The organism is Massilia hydrophila, from assembly GCF_020208145.1.
In the GTDB taxonomy this organism is placed as follows: Bacteria; Pseudomonadota; Gammaproteobacteria; order Burkholderiales; family Burkholderiaceae_D; genus Telluria; species Telluria hydrophila.
This window is the reverse complement of the sequence record NZ_JAHYBX010000001.1, coordinates 333,433-353,624: the sequence shown is the minus strand read 5'-3', so window position 1 is coordinate 353,624 and position 20,192 is coordinate 333,433. Positions and strand designations below refer to the sequence as shown.

Below are 20,192 nucleotides of genomic sequence, written 5' to 3'. Positions count from 1 at the left end.
TCCAGCTCGCCGCGCTTATCAGCGCGCTCCTCATGCTGAACGAGCCGCTCGGGCACGAAACTGGCGCCAATGGAAACGGCGCCTCGGGAAACGAGGATAGTCATGGCTTGCAAGCATGCTGGGGTAAAGGCGTACGCCTACGATGTTTGGATTATGGCGTGTTTGGACGTACGGCGGGGCTTACAGCCCACGTTGCAGCAAGGATGTGTCGGCCTCGCCGAGTACGATTGCGGGCAACTGCGCCGGATCTTCGGCATTGCGAAGCCGCGCTCGCCGGGCCGACGCCAGGCAGGCATACATCGACAAATACAACGAAAAGCTGGCCAGCACACACTGTAGCAGGAAGTCCGGCTCGGCTGCGAAGCGTACTGCCATCCACGCCGGCACCAGCGCCACCACCCACGAAATTGGCGACACTGCAGCATTGCGCAATGCTGTCGGCAGCGCGCGGAAGTAATGGGCAGCGATCACCGTCTTGACCAGGCTGTGCAGGTGGGCACTGTCCGGATGACCCGGGTGACGCCGTCCCCATGCGCGGCGCACGATGGTAAAGACGGTTTCGAAGACTGGATAGCCACAGGCCAGCAGTGCGGCCCAGGGCGACACTTGCGGGTTACGGTATACCAGCATCACCGCCATCCAGGCCAGCAGAAAGCCGAGCAGGTAGGCGCCGCCATCGCCGAGGAACAGTTTCCCGAACGGAAAGTTCACGACAAAGAAGCCTGCCGTGACAGCGCAGACGACAAAGCACAGCTGGGCCAGGTCGGGATCTCCGGCATTCTGCGCGATCAGTCCCAGCGTGGCCATACCGATGAAGACGGTGCCGCTGGCCAGACCATTGAAGCCATCGATGATGTTGATCGCATTGGCCACGCCACCAACCGCGAAGGCGGTGAACAGCACCGAGGCCGGGAGCCAGCCCAGCAACGCATCCAGGGGCGCAATACCGATGTGCAGCAGCGTGACGCCGGTCAGGCCCCAGCAGCAGATGCCGCTGGCCATGGTGGCGAGCAGGCGAGCACGCACGGACACTCTGCGAGTCACGTCTTCGGCGAGTCCAAAGATGAAGGCGGGCATGGCTGAAACCAACACTGGCAGTAGGAGCTTGTATTGCTCTGCCGGCAACGCCCCAAGCGACAGCCATAGACCGAGCGCGACGGCTGCGCCACCGATGCGCGGCGTCGGAGTGACGTGAAATTTTTGCACGCCGTGTATTGCGTCGAGCGAAAACTGTCCGTGCCAGCGCGTCGTCACGACGAGCAGCAGCGAACAGGCGAGCGAAACGGCAAAGCCAAGCTCCACAGCAGTAAATGGATAGTGAATGATGCTCATAAAACCATTTGGTTAACTCGACAATTTTACCGCATACCGTTCAGTCAGGTTCGCTACGCTACACGCATGAGCTTGCTTAGTATTCCGAACATGTACCTGAGAAATCCAGCAATTCTATGGACCTTGATATTTCGCAATCAACTAGGCAGAAACTTCTTCTAATCTTTCCGACAATTTCTTACATTTACTACAGGAAATATTTCGTTCACAGGACTGTAGGAGCCACATGTCGCTTCGCTGCCGTCTTACCCTGCCCTGGCGCATTGAGCTTCCAGTCTCGTTGTTACCTGCGTACTGGGTCCTCCCTCTGATACTGGTCTTGAACTCCGCTTCGGCCCATGCCCAGCCATCTTCCCACCTGGCCGAGCTGCGCACCCGCCAGCTCGAAGCCGAGGCACGCCAATCCCTGGCCGAAGCCGAGCGCGCCGAACTGCTCGCGCGCCTGGCCCCGAGCCAGTCGAAGCCGCTAGCCGGCACGATCGACACCCGCCAGTTCGGCGCTGCCGGGTTGGTGCGCGCTGTCGACCTGGCGCGCGAGCTGGCCGCCGGCCTGTGCGAACGCCTGCCGCGGGACCGGCCCACTGTCCTCTACGATCCCGCCACGGCCCAGGGCATGGTGGCGGCCCGCACGGTGGACAGCGCCCTCACCCGCCTTGCCGTCGAGCTGGCGGAGCGAAACCGGGCGCTGCAGCGCCTGCTCGACGCCTCCCGCCCAGCCGGCATGGTGGCGCTGGCGCCAGGCTTGCCCACGCTATTGACCGTGGTCCCGGCCACGGTACGCGCCGGCGCCGACCTCACTGCCCTGCTGCGCAGCGACGTCGCCGTGGCGGGAATGGCTTATGGCGACGGTGCGCGCAGCCTGTTCGCCAGCGCCCTGGCCCAAGCCTGTCCGGAGCGCATCAGCGGACTCGGCGGCGGCTACCTCGGTGAACTCGACTGGCAGCGCTACGAGCAGCTGCTCGGCCGCCTACAGGGTCTTGCCACCCAGCGCGCCACCTACGCCCAGCGCATTGCCGAGCTGCAGGGACTGGTCGATGCGGCCAAGGGCGAGCAGAAGAAGGAGATTGCGGCCGTGGTCCAGGCCGCACAGGCACAGCTGAAGGCGGTGGATGCCTTCGTCGATTCGCTCAGGGCCGGGGAAGCCAGCGACAGGAGTCCGCTGTTTAATACGGCGCGCTATCTCGGGTATGGCGAACGGACGGCGGGCAGCCTGGTACTCGATGTGGACCTGCGCCTGGAAGGCATGAGCATCGTGAAGGAGAACCTGTTTACGGGGCAGCATTTGCGGCTGTCGGGGGTGGCCTTGCTGTGGTACCGGCTGCATGAGCCGGATGGGCGGCTGGTGGCGGCGGAGGTATTGCGCAGGATCAGCCGGCCGGTTGATGTGGACTTGCGTGGGGATGCGGCGCCGGATGCGTTCTGGTCCGTAGGGTGGGCGGCTTCGCCGCCCACGCGGTGATAGGTAGCGGCGAGATCATCGGGCACGAGAATGGAGCCGATCGCGATCACCGCGTGGGCGGGGGACCCGCCCACCCTACGCCAGGCGTTTCACAGCCTGGTCGATGGCGCCGAAGATCGATTTGCCCTTCTCGTCTAGCATCTCGATGCGGATGGTGTCGCCGAAGCGCATGAAGGGCGTGCTGGCCTCGCCATCGGCAATCAGTTCCAGGCAGCGTTGCTCGGCGATGCATGAGTAACCGCGCGACGCATCCTTGTTCGACACCGTGCCCGAGCCGACGATGCTGCCGGCGCGCACATTGCGCGTCTTGGCCAGGTGCGCCACCAGCTGCGGGAAATTGAACACCATGTCGGTGCCGGCATCCGGCCGCCCGACGAGGTGGCCGTTCCAAGTCGAGCGCAGCGGCAGGTGCAGCTTGCCGCCGCGCCATGCGTCGCCCAGCTCGTCCGGCGTGACCGCCATCGGAGAAAAGCTCGTCGCCGGCTTCGACTGCAGGAAACCAAACCCCTTGGCCAGTTCGTCCGGGATGAGATTGCGCAGCGAGACGTCGTTGGCCAGCATGAGCAGGCGGATCTGGCCGTGCGCCTCGTCCGGCGTCGCGCCCATCGGCACGTCGCCGGTGATCACCGCCACCTCGGCCTCGAAATCGATGCCCCATTCCTCATGGGCCAGCACGATGTCGTCCTGTGGACCGAGGAAATCGTCGCTGCCGCCCTGGTACATCAACGGATCTTCCCAGAACGAGGCCGGCATCTCGGCCTTGCGCGCCTTGCGTACCAGTTCGACGTGGTTCACATAGGCGGAGCCGTCGGCCCACTGGTAGGCGCGCGGCAGCGGCGCCATGCAGCGCGCGGGATCGAAATCGAAGGGACGGCGCGCCGGTCCTTCCACCCGCCCTTCATTGAGCAGCAGGGACAGTTCGGCCAGCTGGGGCGCGATGAATCCCCAGTCGTCGAGGGCGGCCTGGAGCGTGGGCGCGATGCCGTCGGCGACGTGGGCGGTCTTCAGGTCGCGCGCGACGACGATCAGCTGGCCGTCGCGGCTGCCATCCTTGAGTGTGGCGAGTTTCATCGGTAGCGAGGGTGTATTGGCAACCCGCTATTGTAAAGCCTCATGCCCGCGGACCGGCGGGCGCCGCCCGGCTGCCTCAATACTGGACAACGACGCCCGCGCCGATCGTGCGCTGGAAGTAGTTGTAGTCGATCAGGCTCTGGCCATAGCCCGAGAACCAGTGCACATACCCCTTGAGCGGTCCCACCAGCGGGAAGGCCCAGCCGAGCTGGGTCGCGCTTTTGCTCGTGTGGAAATTATGGCGCACCATGGCCGAGAACTCGTGCCCGTCCATGCGGTAGCTGCCGCTCAGCTCCATGCGGCCCATGTAGTCGACGATGTCCGGGTTGTTGTCGTCTTCGAGCGATTCATTGATGCGCTTCCAGACGCGCCCGGTCAGCGCCAGCCGCCCGCGCTCGAGGCCGACCTGGGCATAGATCCGGTTCCAGCTGCGCGACAGGCTCGATGCCTGGCCGTTGGACTGGTGGTTCAGGCCCAGGTTCAGGTATTTCAGGTTGGCGCCGAACACGCTCACGTTCAGCGGCGTCACCAGCATGACCTCTGGCTGGTAATTGGTCTCGCGGAAGGGGCTCGAGGCTTCGCGGTTGCCGGCCTGCCAGAAGCTGTTCTGGGTATAGCCGAACCAGACGTCGACCGGCAGCGAGAACGCGGTCTCGATCGCCTTCATCTTGAAGCCGAGCTGGTATTGCAGTTCGGCGTGCGACAGCTTGCCGGTGAAGTCGGCCGCGCGGAAGGGCTTGTAGGGCGCTTCATTCGGACTGTAGGTGCGCGCCCCGATCAGGTAGTTCGGATTGTGCGGACGGAAAACGAAAATGCCGCGCTTATGCTTGTCGTCCAGTTCCCAGTGGCTGGCCATGGTGTACTCGGCGGCCGCCTCCACGGTGGGGTCGACCGATGCGCTTGGGTTCGGCAAGATCCTGGCTGGGAAGGCCGTGGGCGCCTGGCCGGGCGTGGCGCTGGCGATCGGCGGCGGCGCGGGCTCGGCGCCGGAAGCGGCGACCGGCGCCGCGGGTGCGGCCGCGGTGGCGCCGTGGGCAGCGGCCAGGCTGTCGAAGCAGGCCAGGCGCGCGCTGGTATCGGTGAGCCGGGTGCAGTCACCCAGTTGCTGGGTCAGCGAGGGAGCGGATTGCTGGGCAAGGACGGGCGAGGCGAGCAGGAACGGCAGCAGGGCTGCGGGAAGCGATTTTACTTGCATGGTTTTCTTTGGAAGCAGCCATGACATGGCGAATTGTCAACAGCAGTGTCGCGGAAAAGCTGCGTTGGTGTCGCACCGTTAGGCGTGATGTGCACGTACGGTGCGCGGCTTGTCCGCCCACGCGGTGATCGTTGCGGCAAGATCATCCGGAGTGGAAACAGAGCCGGTAACAATCACCGCGTGGGCGGGAAACCCGCCCACCCTACACGAGCAGGTCCAGCTGGGCTTGTTCGAGGAAGCACCACTCCCCTTCCTGCAGGCCCAGCGCTTCCAGGGTCAGGCCGCCGATCTGCGAGCGGTGCAGTGCGTTGCAGTGGTTGCCGGCGGCGGCCAGCATGCGCTTCACCTGGTGGTACTTGCCCTGTTCGAGCACGATCTCGAGCTGGTGCTCGCCGCGCTGCACGCAGGAGACGGCTTTCAGGGGCGCCGGCTCGTCATGCAGCTGGACGCCGGCCAGCAGCTGTGCGACCAGTGCCTCGGTGACCGGTTCGGCGGTAGTCGCCTGGTAGACCTTGGGCACATGGCGCTTGGGCGACGACTGGGCGTGGATGAAGGGACCGTCATCCGACATCAGCAGCAGGCCGGTGGTGTCGTGGTCCAGGCGGCCAACCGGCTGCACCTCGCGCCAGCTGAACTGTTCCGGCAGCAGGGTCAGCACGCCCGGGTGGTGGCTCGGCTTTCGCGAACACTCGTAGTTGGCCGGCTTGTACAGCGCGATGTACAGGTGCTCGCGGTAGCGCCATTCCTCGTCGAACACGGTCAGCACCAGGTCGGTGGTGTCGAACGTCGCCTTGTAGTTGTCCTCGAGCGTGCCGTTGACCAGCACGTCGCCGTCCTCGATCAGGGCGCGGCAGTATTTGCGGGTGCCGAATCCCTGCGATTGCAGGATCCGGTCCAGGGAAAGTTTGCTCATGGGGCGCCACTTTAACAGAAGGGCTGGCACCCAACCAAGCGCCGCCACGGCCGCACGCATCCCCAGCGCCCCCATCGGGGGTGGAGCATTCCTTGCAGCCGCGTTAGATGCATGCGCTCATTTGATTAACGTCAAACTTTGCGGTCTTCTCATTGATAGACTTCAACGCGTTAGGAATCCGCCTAACGCACTAGGGAGTTCTTACCGTAGAGCTTCCGCGCATCGACGAGGACCATATCGTGCATACCGACCCCCAATCGAGCGATCGATCATCCCCGCCTACAGGCGACGCCGAGGAGCGGCGCCGCCGCGCCCGCCTGCATGCCGCCCTGTTTCCGACCCGGCTGGCACTCGAGCGCTGGCAGCACGGCAGCCCCCTGCTGCGCCTGCAGCGCGGCAGCCCGCTGGCCCTGCGCAGCGACTGGCATGCGGCCGCGCAGCGCAATTTCCAGGCCTGGCTCGACCGGGGCGGTTTCAGCCAGTATGACGAAGCGCCGCAGTCGCCCTGTCCGCAGCCGCCAGTTGCCTACCGCCCCGCCGGCGAAGGCGATGCGCAGCAGATCGGCACTTGCACCTGATACCGGAGACACGATGGCGACGGGAAAACGAAAACGACGGCCGAAGCCGTCGTTTCCACTTCCTGGGAAGTTTTCGCTACTGTGAGGAATGGAATTCTCTCGAAGCTGCACCGCTGGTGCAGTTGGGGAGCGGCTCCTGATCCGGGTGATCACGATGGATGGTGTCGTGGCCGGCCCGTCTCCAAGTCGCTACACGTAATATAGAACATGTTCCGCCGGATGCAAGCAAAATGTCATCGCACCTGCGGCACGGCGCCCTTGAATGCCGCGCTGACGGCGCCATTGCCGACCGCGGCGCCGAATCTCTTCAGGACACGTTCTGGCAAGCCTTCATGGGCCGTGTAGTCGACGATGTCCTCGGCCTTGACGATGTCGCGCGCCACGCTGTCCACAGTGCCGAAGCCGTCGGCCAGGCCCATTTCGACGGCCTTGGCGCCGGTCCAGTACAGGCCGGAGAAAGTTTCCGGGGTTTCCTTCAGGCGCTTGCCGCGGCCGGCGCGCACCACGGAGATGAACTGCTGGTGGATTTCGTTCAGCATGGCCTGGGCGTGCCCCTTGTGGCGTTCGGACTGCGGGCTGAAGGGGTCGAGGAAGCCCTTGTTCTCGCCGGCGGTCAAGAGGCGCCGCTCCACGCCGAGCTTCTCCATCGTGCCGGTGAAGCCGAAGCTGTCCATCAGCACGCCCACCGAGCCGACGATCGAGGCCTTGTTGACATAGATGCGGTCGGCCGCCGAGGCAATGTAATAGCCGCCCGAGGCGCACATCTCGTCCACCACGACGTACAGCGGCTTGTCGGGATAGCCGCGCTTGAGGCGCCGGATCTCGTCCACGATGATGCCGGCCTGCACCGGACTGCCGCCCGGGCTGTCGATGCGCAGCACCACGGCCGCCGAGCCGGCGTCGGAAAAGGCTTTGTTGAGCGAAGGAATCACGGTATCGGCGGCGCCGCTGCCTTCCGATTCGATCTCGCCATTGATTTCGATGAGTGCGGTGTGGCGGCCCAGGTTCTCGTCCCCGCTCAGGCCGAAGGTCGAATCCATATAGGTCAGCAGGGCCAGGATGGCCACCAGCAGAAAGCTCAGCTTGAAGAAGATGCCCCAGCGCCGCGCCGCGCGGCGCTCCTGCACGGTGGCGAACACCAGCTTCTCGAGCGTTTCGCGCTCCCAGTTGCCGACGGTGGGATTGGCGGCAAGCAGCTTGCCGTCCGGTTGGTCGTGACTCGTTTGCTCGCTCATTCGCTCACTGTTTCGCTGATTTTCGCTGATTGTTCCATTCCACGCCCGCTAGGCTGCGGGTGCGCGCACCGCGTCGTTCGGCTGCCACCAGATGCCGCCATCGCGCTCGCTGACGGCGATCGGCCGCAGCCGGCCGCCGCGGCAGGGTCCGCCGGCGCACTTGCCCGTGTCCGGCTGATAGACCGCACCGTGGGTCGCGCACATCAGGTAAAGCCCGCTCGACTCGAAGAATTCGCCTTGCGACCAGTCGAGTTCGATCGGCACATGTGCACAACGGTTCAGGTAGGCAAATGGTTTACCGTCGTAACGTACCACAAAGCCCGTGGCTGGGTGTCCAAAAGCAAGCACCGGGAAGCGCACGCCCTTGCCGCCATCCACCAGTGCCGCCGCTTCGCAGACGAACAGCGTGCCGGTCCCCTCGTCAAGGACGGCCATGCTCAGGCATGCTCCAGCAGCCAGGCATGCAGTTCGGGGATCGTACGGGCCGAGAAGACCGGCTTGCAGGCCTGCAGCTGTTGTACCGGATGGGCGCCAAACTCGACCGCGATGCCGGCCGCGCCGGCGTTGTTCGCCATCATCAGGTCGTGGGTGGTGTCGCCGATCATGACGGTGCGGCGCAGGTCCTGCCCCAGTTCGCGCGTCAGTTCCTGCAGCATCGCAGGGTGCGGCTTGGAAAAGGTTTCGTCGGCGCAACGGGTCGCATCGAACACCGACAGCAGGCCGGCCGCGTTCATGGCCCGGTTCAGGCCGACCCGGCTCTTGCCGGTGGCCACCGCCAGGAAGTAGCCCAGCTGTGCAAGTTCGGCCAACATCTCGCGAACGCCCTTGAACAGCACCAGTTCGTGGTCTTTCGTCAGGAAGTGATAGCGGTAGCGCTCGATCATGCGCGGGTACAGCACCGGGTCGATGTCGGGCAGCACGGCCTGCATCGCTTCCAGCAGGCCGAGGCCGATCACGTGCGAAGCCGAGGCGTCGCTCGGCACCGGCAGGCCGAGGTCGCGCGCGGCGGACTGGATGCAGCGGACGATGGCCGCGGTGCTGTCCATCAGGGTGCCGTCCCAGTCGAAGACGATCAGGTCAAATTGCTTTCTTGGCATGTTCTATGGCTACTACTGCCAGTTCCTGTTGATAATTGTTGTCCGTAGGGTGGGCGGGTTTCCCGCCCACGCGTTCACGTGCATGAGTGATAGTTAACGCATGAATACCCGCGCTCAATGATCTTGCGGCCGGCTGACCGCGTGGGCAGAAAATCTGCCCACCCTACAAAATCACGAGCCGGTCTCATGCTATTGCTTGCCCCAAGCTTACCAAGAATCGGTCGCACTCAGCAGGCAGCGGCGCCCGCAGGGTGAGCGGCTGGCCGGTATCGGGGTGGGTAAACGTGATCTGGTAGGCATGCAGGAACATGCGCTTGAGCGCCCCGCGCTCGTCGTTTGCCTTCTGAAGCTGCTTGTTCAATGCAAAATCGCCGTACTTCTCGTCACCGAGGATGGGAAAGCCGCTCGACGCCAGGTGTACCCGGATCTGATGCGTGCGCCCCGTCTTGAGTTCGGCTTCCAGCAGAGCGAAGTCCTTCCACTTGCGCTTCAGGTTGAACACCGTGTGCGCTTCCTGCCCTCCGGCCTGCACCACCACGCGCCGCTCGCCATCGGGCGTCGTGAATTTATGTAAAGGGAGCTTTACATGCTGGCGCTTGTTCACCCAGTCGCCGTGCACCGCGACCAGGTAGCGCTTGTCGGTCACCCCGTCGCGCATCTGGTCGTGCAGGTTGGTTAGTGCCGAACGCTTCTTGGCGATGAGCAGCAGGCCGGACGTCTCGCGGTCGAGCCGGTGCACGAGTTCCAGGAACTTGGCCTGCGGCCGCGCCGCGCGCAATTGCTCGATCACGCCGTACGACACGCCCGAACCGCCATGCACGGCCACCCCGGCCGGCTTGTCGATGACGAGCAGGTGCGTGTCCTCGAACACGACGGGAAACTCGGCGCCGGGCGTGGTCCCCTGGCTGGCCTTCTCGGCGATGCGGATCGGCGGGATGCGTACCAGGTCGCCTTCCACGAGGCGGTACAGCTGGTCGATACGCCCCTTGTTGACCCTGACCTCTCCCGAACGGAGGATGCGGTAGATATGGCTTTTCGGGACGCCTTTGCAGACGCGCAACAGGTAGTTATCGATGCGCTGCCCGGCTTCTTCTTCGGTAATTGTGACGAATTGCGCCTGGATTGTTGCCTGTGATGAAGGGGAAACATCCTTGTTCTGGTCTACTGTTCGCATTGTCTTCCCAGAAATTCTCTCTAAGTCCTTCATTTTGAATATATAATCGACAGGCGGCGGTCAAACCTCTGCTGGTGTAAGAATTAAAACGATATTTTACACAGGGGCGCGTTCCACCGGCCCTGCCCTGAGCAAATTCGGTGGAAAAAAACGTGTACGCACATTCAGGCGCGAATCAGGGTTGCACCTGCAGTTGTAATCGGGTTGCGCGGCTGAGTGCAGGATTGGATTGTCTGGATTTGTATGGATAAGTACCGGCAAGCCGCCCCACTGGTGGCTTGCCGGTTGATGGTGTCGATAACGCTTGTCGTTGTGGCCCGACCCGAAGTAAGCCTCACCTGAAGGCTTGAGTGTTACAGAAGGCTGGTTGATCGCCTCGGTATCGAAGTCTTGGTTGTTCGCTGGTTACGGTCTGGCACGTTGTTGCACACCGCCCCGCCGGTCCCGCCGTGCCCACCCCAACGTGGTGGCAGTCGGGACCAGTCGCTGGTTGCGGCGTGCGTAGACAATGACGTTCGGCTCCACTGCGCCCCGTGCGGCAGCGATGCATTGCGTCGCCCTGCCCCGTCCCGGGTATTCCCCCCTCCAGCATGTCTTCTCCGCGTACATTCCCTGTACTTTCGCTGCGCCTTACCAACGCGGCATGACACGGCCCCCGGGCCGCGGAGTTTATAAAAATGAAACGTATGTTGTTTAACGCTACGCAGCAAGAAGAGCTGCGCGTAGCGATTGTCGACGGCCAAAAACTGATCGACATCGATATCGAGACCGCCGGTCGCGAGCAACGCAAGTCGAATATCTACAAGGGTGTCATCACCCGCATCGAACCCTCCCTCGAAGCCTGCTTCGTCTCCTACGGCGAAGACCGCCACGGTTTCCTCCCCTTCAAAGAAGTTGCCCGTTCCTATTTCCGCGATGGCGTCGACGTGCGTAACTGCACCATCAAGGAGGCCCTCAAGGAAGGCCAGGAGATCATGGTCCAGGTCGAGAAGGAAGAGCGCGGCAACAAGGGTGCAGCCCTGACCTCGTTCATCTCGCTGGCCGGCCGCTACCTGGTCCTGATGCCGAACAACCCGCGCGGCGGCGGCGTGTCGCGCCGTGTCGAAGGCGAAGAGCGCCAGGAACTGCGCGAGACCATGGACAAGCTCGACCTGCCGCAGGGCATGTCGGTGATCGCCCGCACCGCCGGCATCGGCCGCACCGTCGAAGAACTGCAGTGGGACCTGAACTACCTGATGCAGCTGTGGCGCGCGATCGAAGGCGCCGGCAAGTCGGCCGCCGGCCCGTTCCTGATCTACCAGGAATCCTCGCTGGTGATCCGCGCGATCCGCGACTACTTCCAGCCGGACATCGGCGAAGTCCTGATCGACACCGACGACATCTATGAACAGGCGCAGCAGTTCATGTCGCACGTGATGCCCGACATGGCGCACCGTGTGAAGCGCTACAGCGACGACGTGCCCCTGTTCTCGCGTTTCCAGATCGAACACCAGATCGAAACCGCCTACGCGCGCACCGTGCCGCTGCCATCGGGCGGCGCGATCGTCATCGACCACACCGAAGCCCTGGTCTCCATCGACGTCAACTCGGCACGCGCCACGCGCGGCTCGGACATCGAGACCACCGCCTTCAACACCAACTGCGAAGCAGCCGACGAAGTGGCCCGCCAGTTGCGCCTGCGCGACCTGGGCGGCCTGATCGTGATCGACTTCATCGACATGGAAGTGGCCAAGAACCAGCGCGAAGTGGAACAGCGCCTGAAGGACGCCCTGCACCATGACCGCGCCCGCGTCCAGATGGGCAAGATCTCGCGCTTCGGCCTGATGGAACTGTCGCGCCAGCGCCTGCGTCCGTCGCTGTCGGAAGGCTCGCACGTGACCTGCCCGCGCTGCTCCGGCACCGGCCACATCCGCGATACCGAATCCTCGGCCCTGCAAGTCCTGCGCATCATCCAGGAAGAGGCCATGAAGGAGAACTCGGCCGCGATCCACGTGCAGGTACCGGTCGACGTCGCCGCCTTCCTGCTGAATGAAAAGCGCGGCGAAGTGCTCAAGATCGAGAACCGCCACCGCATCACCGTGATCCTGATCCCGAACAAGCATCTGGACACGCCGCACTACAAGCTCGAGCGCATCAAGCACGACGACCCGCGCCTGGAAGACGCCGCCGCCAGCTACACCATGGCGGAATCGGCCGAGACCGACATGGGCTTCGCCAAGCGCCAGAAAGAAGAAGCCAAGCCGCGCCAGGAAGCCGTGGTCAAGACCATCACCCCGGCCCAGCCGGCCCCGATGGTGGACCGCAGCGAAGCGGCCAAGCCGCAGAAGAGCGCGGCGCCCGCCCCGGCACCGGTGGCGCCAGCCGCGCCGGCGCCGAGCGAACTGGGCTTCTTCGCCCGCATCAAGAACTTCTTCATGGGCGCGCCGGTCGCACCGGCCCCGGCACCGGCTCCGGTGGTGGCCGAGAAATCCGCGGCGCCGGCAGCGGCCGAGCGTGGCGAGCGTGGCGGCCGTAACGGCCAGCGCACCCGCAATGCCCGTGGTCCGAAGGGCGGCCGCGAGCGCGACGAGCGTGAACCGGGCGCCAAGGCGGAAGACACCGTCAAAACGCTGGAAGCCGAAGGCAAGCCGGCGCGCGCACCGCGTCCGCCACGTGAGCCGCGCCAGCCACGCGAGCAGCTCGACACCGCCCAAGCCGCACCGCGCGCCGAACGTGGCGAGCGTGCCGAACGCGAACCTGGCGAGCGCAAGGAACGCGCACCGCGCCAGCCGCGCGAGCGCGGCGAACGCACCGCCCAGCCGGTCGAGGCCAAGGCGGAAGAACTGAAGCTGCAGGCCGTCCCGGCCCCGCAGGAAGAAAACGCACTGGCCACCACCACCCCGCACGGCGATGTGCTGGAACACGCGGTGAAAGTGGCGGCGCATGGCCCGAACGGCGAGGAAGCGGATGCGGAAGGCGGCGACGAGCCGCGCCGCCGCCGCCGCCGCGGTGGCCGCAACCGCAGCCGCCGCGACCGTGACCAGGTCGAAGGCATGGAAGCGGGCGAAGGCGTCGACGGCGCCCCGGCGTTCACGCCGGTCGCCGACGAGGAAGCGGCCAAGGTCGCAGCCCAGGCCCGCGCGCCGAAGAAGCAGGCAACCCAGTCGGAACCGGGCCCATGGCCGTTCCCGACCGCAGCCTCGGTGGCGGCCAAGGCCAGGGCGCAAGCCGCCGCTGCGGCGCCGCGCACCGTGGAAGCTGCTGCTCCTGCCGCGACCGCGGTGACCGCTCCTGCGGCGGCAGTGGCGCCGGCAGTAGCGGCCGATCCGGGTCCGTGGCCATTCCCGACCGCGGCCTCGATGGCTGCCGCCAGGAAGCCGGCCGCCGAGGCGGCACCGGTCGCTGCGCCGGCGGCACCGGCGGCACCCGTCCCCGCGGCGCCGGTCGCCGAGGCTGCGCCCGTCGCTACCCCCGCTCCGGCAGCGCCAGCCGCTGCGGTGCCTGTCCAGGCTGCGCCGGCCCCGGTGGCCAGCGCTCCTGCACCCGCGGCCGCTCCCGCGGACCTGAATGAGGTGCTGTCCAAGGCTGGCCTGCAGCTCGCATCGACCGATCCGGAAAAGCTGCGTGCCGCCCAGGAAGCGGCGGCGCAGGCCAGCACGCCTGCGCGCGTCGGCCGCGCCCGCAAGCCGGCGCCGCCGCCGGTAAGCGAGCCGCTGGTCCAGGTGGATACGCGCCAGTAAGGTGCAATCAGCGCAAGCGGGCGCTCATCCAGGCGCGCTTGTTTGCTGTGGTAGCGAAAAAGGGAAGCTTCGGCTTCCCTTTTTTTGGCCCGCGATCCGGCTTGTCATGTTCGCGGGTTACGATACCAGGATGCAAGCGCCCGCCACCGTCCCGTTCCGCACCGCCCTGCTCTACTGGTTCAAGCTCGGCTTCATCAGCTTCGGCGGTCCTGCCGGCCAGATCGCGCTGATGCATGCCGAACTGGTCGAGCGGCGGCGCTGGATTTCCGAGCAGCGCTTCCTGCACGCACTGAACTATTGCATGCTGTTGCCCGGCCCCGAGGCGACCCAGCTGGCCGTCTACATCGGCTGGCTCCTGCACCGCACTTGGGGCGGCATCCTGGCCGGACTGCTGTTCATCCTGCCCTCGCTGGTGCTCTTGACCGGCCTGTCCTGGGTCTACCTGGCCTGGGGGCATCTTCCCCTCATCGCCGGCATCATGGCCGGCATCAAGCCGGCCGTGGTCGCGATCGTCATCGCCGCCGCCTGGCGCATCGGCACGCGCACGCTACGCAACGGCGTCCTGGTCGCCATCGCCATACTGGCGTTCCTGGCGATCGCCGTGCTCGACATCCCCTTCCCGCTGATCGTGCTGGGCGCCGCCCTCGCCGGCCTGGCCGGCGGTCGCATCTGGCCGCAGCGTTTCCAGCCCGGCGGCGGACATCCGGCCGGACGCGCGCGCGCCGGCCCGGCCGTGATCGACGACGATACGCCGACCCCGGCCCATGCCCGCTTTTCGCTGGGCGGCCTGCTCAGGGTCTGTTTCACCGGCATCGGCCTGGCGCTGGGCGCCTGGCTGCTGCTGGCCGCCGTATATGGCGTGAACGGGACGCTGGCGCGCATGGGATGGTTCTTCACCAAGGCGGCCCTGATGAGCTTCGGGGGCGCCTATGCCGTACTGCCCTACGTGGTGCAGGGCGCGGTCGAGCAATACGGCTGGCTTACTGCTGCCCAGATGATCGACGGGCTGGCGCTGGGCGAGACCACGCCCGGCCCCTTGATCATGATCGTGGCCTATGTCGGCTTCGTCGGCGGCTGGACGCATGCGCCCTTCGGCCCGGAAGCATCGGTCCTGGGCGGCATTGCCGGCGCATGCGTCGCCAGCCTGTTCACCTTCCTGCCCTCCTTCGTGTTCATCCTGGCCGGCGGACCGCTGGTCGAGTCGGGACGCGGCAATGTGCGGCTGACGGCGCCCCTGAGCGCGATCTCCGCCGCCGTGGTCGGGGTGGTGGCCAGCCTGGCGGTGTTCTTCGGCCAGCACGTGTTCCTCGCCGGCGGCCAGGTCCGCTGGCAAGCCGTCGCCATCGCCACTATCGCCAGCCTGGCCCTGCTGCGCTACCGGGTGGGTCCGATCACGCTGATCGCCGCCTGTGCGCTGGCGGGCATCGTGCTATCGTACTGGCATGCCTGAAAAAACCATCCCGCTGAACGATTTGCGCTCGCCCGCGATGCCGGTCCCGGACGCGCCCGAGGCGCCTGCCGGGCTGCTGCTGGATGCCCTCGGCCGGCCGCTGCATGACCTGCGCATCTCGGTGACCGACCGCTGCAACTTCCGCTGCGTCTACTGCATGCCGAAGGAAGTCTTCGACAAGGACTACGCCTACCTGCCCCACCGCGAGCTGCTCTCGTTCGAGGAGATCTCGCGGGTGGCGCGCCTGTTCGTCGCCCACGGCGTCGAGAAGATCCGCCTGACCGGCGGCGAACCGCTGCTGCGCAAGGATCTCGAGCGCCTGGTCGGCATGCTGCGTGCCCTGGCCACGCCGAGCGGACGCCCGCTCGACCTGACCCTCACCACCAACGGTTCGCTGCTGGCGCGCAAGGCCCGAGCCCTGAAGGACGCCGGCCTGGACCGGGTGACGGTCTCGCTCGACGCCCTCGACGACAGCGTGTTCCGGCGCATGAACGATGTCGACTTCGCAGTGGCCGACGTGCTGCACGGGCTGGACGCGGCGCAGGCCGCCGGACTGGGGCCGATCAAGGTCAACATGGTGGTCAAGCGCGGCTCGAACGAAGACCAGGTCCTGCCGATGGCGCGCCACTTCAAGGGTTCGCCTTTCATCCTGCGCTTCATCGAATACATGGACGTGGGCGCATCGAACGGCTGGAACATGGATGAGGTGATTCCCTCGGCCGAGCTGGTGCGCCGCATCGGCCTTGAATTGCCACTGGCGCCGGTGGCCGCCAACTACAGCGGCGAGACCGCCGCGCGCTGGCGCTACCTCGACGGGAGCGGCGAAGTCGGGTTCATCTCCAGCGTCACGCAGGCCTTCTGCCACGACTGCACGCGCCTGCGCCTGTCCACCGAGGGCAAACTCTACACCTGCCTGTTCGCCAGCCGCGGCCACGACCTGCGCGCCCTGCTGCGCAGCGGACAGCCGGATGCCGCGCTCTCCGGCGCCATCGCCCAGCTGTGGCGCGGGCGCGCCGACCGCTATTCCGAGACACGCAGCGTGGACACCACGGGCCTGGCGCGCGGCGGCAGGAAGGTTGAAATGTCGTACATCGGCGGGTAAGACAACATGGACAAGCAACTCATCACGGGATTGATCCTGGCGGGCGGGCGTGGCTCGCGCATGGGCAATGTGGACAAGGGCCTGCAGCCCTTGCGCGGCAAGCCGATGGCCCAGCATGCGATCGAGCGGCTGCTGCCGCAGGTCGGCTCGGTCATGGTCAATGCCAACCGCAACATCGAACGCTGGCTGGAGCTGGCCGCGCCGGTATGGCCGGACGAGACGCCGGGCTTCGCGGGGCCGTTGGCGGGCCTGGAGGCCGGCTTGATCCACTGCGCCACGCCCTGGCTGCTGGCCGTGCCCTGCGATTCGCCCTTCCTGCCGCCCGACCTGGCCGGGCGGCTCGCCGCCGCCGTCGAGGAACACGATGCCGACCTGGCCTTTGCCGTCACCCAGGAGCCGGGCATGCGCCCGCAGCCGCATCCGGTGTTCTGCCTGGTGAAAGCGAGCAGGCTGCCGGTACTGTCGCAATACCTGGCGGAGGGCGGTCGCCGCATGGATGGCTGGTACAAGGATCTGAAAGCGGTCGAGGTGCCGTTCGAGGATGCGGGCGCTTTTCGCAACATCAACACGATCGAGGAGCTGCAGGGCTACGACGACACGCTGCCCTTGAGCCTGGCGAAGGTGACGAGCTGCCTGTCCGGCTACGATCCCGACGCCCTGCCGGTGCGCGATGCCCAGCGCATCATCCGCGAGTTCGTGCAGCCGGTGCGCGCCGTCGAAAAGGTGGCGCTGCGCGCCGCGCTCGGCCGCGTGCTGGCGCTGGATGTGATCTCGCCGATCGACGTGCCGGCGCACGACAATTCGGCCATGGACGGCTTCGCCCTGCGCGGCTCGGACCTGCGCCCCGACAGTCCGGTCGCCCTGCGCGTGATCGGCACGACGTATGCCGGCAATGCCTCGGACGCGGTCCCGGCCGCGGGCGAGTGCGTGCGCATCATGACGGGCGGCGTCATGCCGCAAGGCTGCGACAGCGTGGTGCCGCAGGAATTCGTCACCCAGGAAGGCGACACCATCCTGCTTCCCGCCGGGGTGATCCGCGCGGGCGACAACCGCCGCTTCAAGGGCGAAGACCTGAAGGCCGGCAGCCCGGCCTTGACGGCCGGCCGCGTGGTGCGCCCGCCCGACCTCGGCATGCTGGCCTCGCTCGGCATCGCCGAAGTCGCGGTGCAGCGGCGCCTGCGCGTGGCCTTCTTCTCGACCGGCGACGAACTGCGCTCGGTCGGCGAGCCGCTCGACGAAGGCTGCGTCTACGACAGCAACCGCTACACCATCTACGGCATGCTGCAGCGCCTCGGCGTTGATGTCATCGACATGGGCGTCGTGCGCGACGACCCCTCGGTGCTGGAAGAGGCGCTGCGCAGCGCCTGCGAGAACGCCGACGCCATCATCACCTCGGGCGGGGTGTCGGTCGGCGCGGCCGACTACACCAAGCAGATCATGGCCAGGCTGGGCGACGTGACCTTCTGGAAGATCGGCATGCGTCCCGGCCGGCCGCTGGCCTTCGGCCGCATCCATTCGAACGGCCGCAGCGCCTTCCTGTTCGGGCTGCCGGGCAATCCGGTGGCGGTGATGGTGTCCTTCTACTTCTTTGCGCGCGAGGCCCTGCTGCAAATGATGGGCGCGCAGGCTCCCCTGCCTTTGCTGCGTGCGCGTTCGCTTGGCGCGATCCGCAAGAAGCCAGGCCGCACCGAATACCAGCGCGGGATCCTGGCGTCCGGCGCGGACGGCCAGCCCGAAGTACGCATCACCGGTTCGCAGGGCTCGGGCATCCTGCGCTCGATGTCGGAAGCGAACTGCATGGTGGTGCTGCATGACGGGCAGGGCAATGTCGCGCCCGGCGACATGGTCGATGTGCTGGTCTTCGAAGGTTTGATGTAGGGTGGGCGGATTTCCCGCCCACGCGTTCAACGCACGTTTGACTAACCGCACACTTTACATCGGGGCCTGCAGTACGATGCGCCGATGTCCCACTACCGCCGCGCCCTTGCAGGCTCTACCTACTTCTTCACCGTCGTAACGCACCGGCGCCGCCCGATCCTGTGTGATGAACCCATGCGAATCGCCCTGCGTTTGGCGATCGGCAAGGTTCGCGACCGGCTGCCATTCGATATCGATGCCATGGTCTTGATGCCGGATCATCTCCATTGCATCTGGACGCTACCGGACGGCGATACCAACTATTCACTACGCTGGTCGCAGATCAAGCACCATGTGTCGTACACGTGCCGGCGCTTGTATCCTGCAACGGTTTCAGCATCCTGTCAGCGTCATCGTACCGCCGCAATCTGGCAGCGCCGTTTCTGGGAGCACCAGATTCGGGACGAGCGCGATTGGGAACGGCACGTTGACTACATCCATTACAACCCCGTGAAGCACGGCTTTGTTCAGGCTGCATTTGCCTGGCCATATTCGACATTCAATCGCTTCGTACGTAATGGAATGTATGCCGTACATTGGGGTGGAAACCCGGCGTGTGATGGGATGGAGTTCGAATAACGCCAACACTGCGCACCCGAGCGTTGAACGCGTGGGCGGAGAACCCGCCCACCCTACTCGTCGGGACCCAGCATGAGCTGAGCCGCCTCGCTCGGCAGCGCTTCCACTGATTTCAGCTTGCGCGCCATCTGGCGGCTGCGAACCTCGGCGCTTTCGATGTTCTTGGCGGCCTTTTCCAGCGTCGCCTTGGTGGTGGCCAGCACGTCGCCGAACTTGGTGAACTCGGTCTTCACCGCGCCCAGCACCTGCCACACCTCGGACGAGCGCTTTTCCAGCGCCAGCGTGCGGAAGCCCATCTGCAGGCTGTTGAGCAGCGCGCTCAGGGTGGACGGTCCGGCGATCGTCACCCGCAAGGCGCGCTGCAAATCGTCGGCCAGGCCGGGGCGGCGCATCACTTCCGCGTACAGGCCTTCGGTCGGCAGGAACAGGATCGCGAAGTCGGTGGTCTGCGGCGGCGACACGTATTTCTCGCAGATCGTCTTCGCCTCGCCCCGCACCGCGCGTTCGAGCTCGGCACCGGCACGGGCCACGCCATCGGCATCGGCCAGCTCGGCCGCCTCCAGCAGGCGTTCGTACTGCTCCTTCGGGAACTTGGCGTCGATCGGCAGCCACAGTGGCGGGCCGCCATCGACCACGCCGGGCAGCTTGATCGCGAATTCGACCCGGGCGCCGCTGCCGTGGATGGTCTCGACGTTCTTCGCGTACTGGTCTACCGTCAGCACCTGCTCGAGCAGCATCTCTAGCTGGACCTCGCCCCAGGTGCCGCGGGTCTTGACGTTGGTGAGTACGCGCTTCAGGTCGCCCACGCCGATCGCCAGCTGCTGCATCTCGCCCAGGCCCTGGTGCACCTTTTCCAGGCGCTCGCTGACCTGTTTGAAGCTTTCCGTCAGGCGCGTCTCCAGGGTCGCATGCAGCTTTTCGTCGACCGTCTGGCGCATCTCTTCGAGGCGCTTGGCGTTGTCGTTCTGCAGGTCGCGGATCTTGCTTTCCAGCGTGCCGCGTACTTCCAGCATGCGCTGGGCGTTCGATTCGGTCAGGTTCGACAGGGTCAGCTGCAGGGTGTCGGCGAAGCGCTTCAGCGCCCGCGCTTGCTCTTCGCGACCGCTGGCGGAATGCAGCTGCATCTGCTGGCGCATGCCGTCCAGCTGCTGCACGGTGGCGGCGTGGTACTGGCCCATGTGCCCCGCCACTTCCTGGCGCGTGGCCTGGGCGGTGGACTGCATCTCGCCGCGCAGCTCGCGCTCCAGGCGTTCGATATGGCGGCCGTCGCCCGCATCGGAGCCGGCCTTGCGGGCACGCGCCAGCAGCAGCACCTGCAGGCCGATCATCACGGCCGCGGCAAGAAGGATCAGGAGTTCGGTCATGCCCATG

At 65.8% G+C, this 20,192-nt stretch carries 16 protein-coding genes; 7 read left to right on the top strand and 9 right to left on the bottom strand.

Features of this window, described 5'->3' with window-relative positions; genetic code table 11:
• Window positions 1-180: 180 nt before the first annotated feature.
• Window positions 181-1,332, bottom strand: a complete 1,152-nt coding sequence (locus tag LE190_RS01525) for an MraY family glycosyltransferase (protein ID WP_225237062.1) — start codon at window positions 1,330-1,332, stop codon at window positions 181-183.
• A gap of 319 nt (window positions 1,333-1,651) precedes the next feature.
• Here LE190_RS01525 and LE190_RS01520 point away from each other — a divergent pair, with 319 nt between their 5' ends.
• Complete coding sequence (locus LE190_RS01520; RefSeq protein ID WP_225237061.1) at window positions 1,652-2,791, top strand: hypothetical protein; 1,140 nt, start codon at window positions 1,652-1,654, stop codon at window positions 2,789-2,791.
• 75 nt (window positions 2,792-2,866) lie between these two features.
• Here LE190_RS01520 and LE190_RS01515 read toward each other — a convergent pair whose 3' ends face one another.
• The 3 genes from LE190_RS01515 to LE190_RS01505 all read right to left on the bottom strand — a co-directional run bounded on the left by LE190_RS01515 (window position 2,867) and on the right by LE190_RS01505 (window position 5,970).
• Entirely contained in the window at window positions 2,867-3,862 is a 996-nt protein-coding gene (locus LE190_RS01515) for a fumarylacetoacetate hydrolase family protein (protein ID WP_225237060.1), read from the bottom strand.
• A 76-nt stretch (window positions 3,863-3,938) separates the two neighbouring features.
• Complete coding sequence (locus LE190_RS01510; protein WP_225237059.1) at window positions 3,939-5,057, bottom strand: phospholipase A; 1,119 nt, start codon at window positions 5,055-5,057, stop codon at window positions 3,939-3,941.
• A 202-nt stretch (window positions 5,058-5,259) separates the two neighbouring features.
• Window positions 5,260-5,970, bottom strand: a complete 711-nt coding sequence (locus LE190_RS01505; protein WP_225237058.1) for a pseudouridine synthase — start codon at window positions 5,968-5,970, stop codon at window positions 5,260-5,262.
• A gap of 239 nt (window positions 5,971-6,209) precedes the next feature.
• On the opposite strand from LE190_RS01505, the gene LE190_RS01500 reads away from it, so the two are divergent.
• Window positions 6,210-6,548 carry a hypothetical protein gene (locus tag LE190_RS01500; protein WP_225237057.1) on the top strand — a complete coding sequence of 113 codons (339 nt, stop codon included), beginning with the start codon at window positions 6,210-6,212 and terminating at the stop codon, window positions 6,546-6,548.
• A 233-nt stretch (window positions 6,549-6,781) separates the two neighbouring features.
• On the opposite strand, the gene LE190_RS01495 is transcribed toward LE190_RS01500, so the two are convergent.
• From LE190_RS01495 to LE190_RS01480, 4 genes are all read right to left on the bottom strand, one after another.
• Window positions 6,782-7,783 carry a S49 family peptidase gene (locus LE190_RS01495; protein ID WP_225237056.1) on the bottom strand — a complete coding sequence of 334 codons (1,002 nt, stop codon included), beginning with the start codon at window positions 7,781-7,783 and terminating at the stop codon, window positions 6,782-6,784.
• Window positions 7,784-7,831: 48 nt separating this feature from the next.
• Window positions 7,832-8,218, bottom strand: a complete 387-nt coding sequence (locus LE190_RS01490) for a Rieske (2Fe-2S) protein (RefSeq protein ID WP_225237055.1) — start codon at window positions 8,216-8,218, stop codon at window positions 7,832-7,834.
• 2 nt (window positions 8,219-8,220) lie between these two features.
• Complete coding sequence (locus LE190_RS01485; protein ID WP_225237054.1) at window positions 8,221-8,880, bottom strand: HAD-IIIA family hydrolase; 660 nt, start codon at window positions 8,878-8,880, stop codon at window positions 8,221-8,223.
• Between the two features lie 184 nt (window positions 8,881-9,064).
• Window positions 9,065-10,054, bottom strand: coding sequence for an RluA family pseudouridine synthase (locus LE190_RS01480; RefSeq protein WP_439847465.1), 990 nt, complete (start codon window positions 10,052-10,054; stop codon window positions 9,065-9,067).
• A gap of 677 nt (window positions 10,055-10,731) precedes the next feature.
• Here LE190_RS01480 and LE190_RS01475 point away from each other — a divergent pair.
• The 5 genes from LE190_RS01475 to LE190_RS01455 all read left to right on the top strand — a co-directional run bounded on the left by LE190_RS01475 (window position 10,732) and on the right by LE190_RS01455 (window position 18,821).
• Complete coding sequence (locus tag LE190_RS01475) at window positions 10,732-13,773, top strand: Rne/Rng family ribonuclease (protein WP_225237052.1); 3,042 nt, start codon at window positions 10,732-10,734, stop codon at window positions 13,771-13,773.
• 130 nt (window positions 13,774-13,903) lie between these two features.
• Window positions 13,904-15,223: a chromate efflux transporter gene (gene chrA / locus LE190_RS01470; protein ID WP_225237051.1), complete on the top strand. Its 1,320-nt coding sequence runs from the start codon at window positions 13,904-13,906 to the stop codon at window positions 15,221-15,223.
• Complete coding sequence (moaA, locus tag LE190_RS01465) at window positions 15,216-16,325, top strand: GTP 3',8-cyclase MoaA (protein ID WP_307734643.1); 1,110 nt, start codon at window positions 15,216-15,218, stop codon at window positions 16,323-16,325. Before chrA ends, moaA begins: the two co-directional genes overlap by 8 nt.
• A 6-nt stretch (window positions 16,326-16,331) precedes the next feature.
• Window positions 16,332-18,203, top strand: coding sequence for a molybdopterin molybdotransferase MoeA (moeA, locus tag LE190_RS01460; protein ID WP_225237050.1), 1,872 nt, complete (start codon window positions 16,332-16,334; stop codon window positions 18,201-18,203).
• Window positions 18,204-18,287: 84 nt separating this feature from the next.
• A complete protein-coding gene (locus LE190_RS01455) occupies window positions 18,288-18,821 on the top strand; it encodes an REP-associated tyrosine transposase (RefSeq protein ID WP_225237049.1) in 534 nt (177 codons plus the stop codon).
• A 53-nt stretch (window positions 18,822-18,874) separates the two neighbouring features.
• On the opposite strand, the gene LE190_RS01450 is transcribed toward LE190_RS01455, so the two are convergent.
• The gene (locus LE190_RS01450; RefSeq protein ID WP_439847454.1) at window positions 18,875-20,191 is read right to left on the bottom strand and encodes a DNA recombination protein RmuC; all 1,317 of its coding nucleotides are present in this window, start codon (window positions 20,189-20,191) and stop codon (window positions 18,875-18,877) included.
• Window position 20,192 lies beyond the last annotated feature (1 nt).

Coding starts and splice junctions, on each gene's coding strand:
- LE190_RS01475 (WP_225237052.1), top strand. CDS start 10,732: ATGAAACGTATGTTGTTTAACGCTACGCAGCAAGAAGAGCTGCGCGTA.
- LE190_RS01455 (WP_225237049.1), top strand. CDS start 18,288: ATGTCCCACTACCGCCGCGCCCTTGCAGGCTCTACCTACTTCTTCACC.
- chrA (WP_225237051.1), top strand. CDS start 13,904: ATGCAAGCGCCCGCCACCGTCCCGTTCCGCACCGCCCTGCTCTACTGG.
- LE190_RS01485 (WP_225237054.1), bottom strand. CDS start 8,880: ATGCCAAGAAAGCAATTTGACCTGATCGTCTTCGACTGGGACGGCACC.
- LE190_RS01510 (WP_225237059.1), bottom strand. CDS start 5,057: ATGCAAGTAAAATCGCTTCCCGCAGCCCTGCTGCCGTTCCTGCTCGCC.
- moaA (WP_307734643.1), top strand. CDS start 15,216: ATGCCTGAAAAAACCATCCCGCTGAACGATTTGCGCTCGCCCGCGATG.
- LE190_RS01505 (WP_225237058.1), bottom strand. CDS start 5,970: ATGAGCAAACTTTCCCTGGACCGGATCCTGCAATCGCAGGGATTCGGC.
- LE190_RS01495 (WP_225237056.1), bottom strand. CDS start 7,783: ATGAGCGAGCAAACGAGTCACGACCAACCGGACGGCAAGCTGCTTGCC.
- LE190_RS01525 (WP_225237062.1), bottom strand. CDS start 1,332: ATGAGCATCATTCACTATCCATTTACTGCTGTGGAGCTTGGCTTTGCC.
- LE190_RS01450 (WP_439847454.1), bottom strand. CDS start 20,191: ATGGGCATGACCGAACTCCTGATCCTTCTTGCCGCGGCCGTGATGATC.
- LE190_RS01515 (WP_225237060.1), bottom strand. CDS start 3,862: ATGAAACTCGCCACACTCAAGGATGGCAGCCGCGACGGCCAGCTGATC.
- LE190_RS01480 (WP_439847465.1), bottom strand. CDS start 10,054: ATGCGAACAGTAGACCAGAACAAGGATGTTTCCCCTTCATCACAGGCA.
- moeA (WP_225237050.1), top strand. CDS start 16,332: ATGGACAAGCAACTCATCACGGGATTGATCCTGGCGGGCGGGCGTGGC.
- LE190_RS01490 (WP_225237055.1), bottom strand. CDS start 8,218: ATGGCCGTCCTTGACGAGGGGACCGGCACGCTGTTCGTCTGCGAAGCG.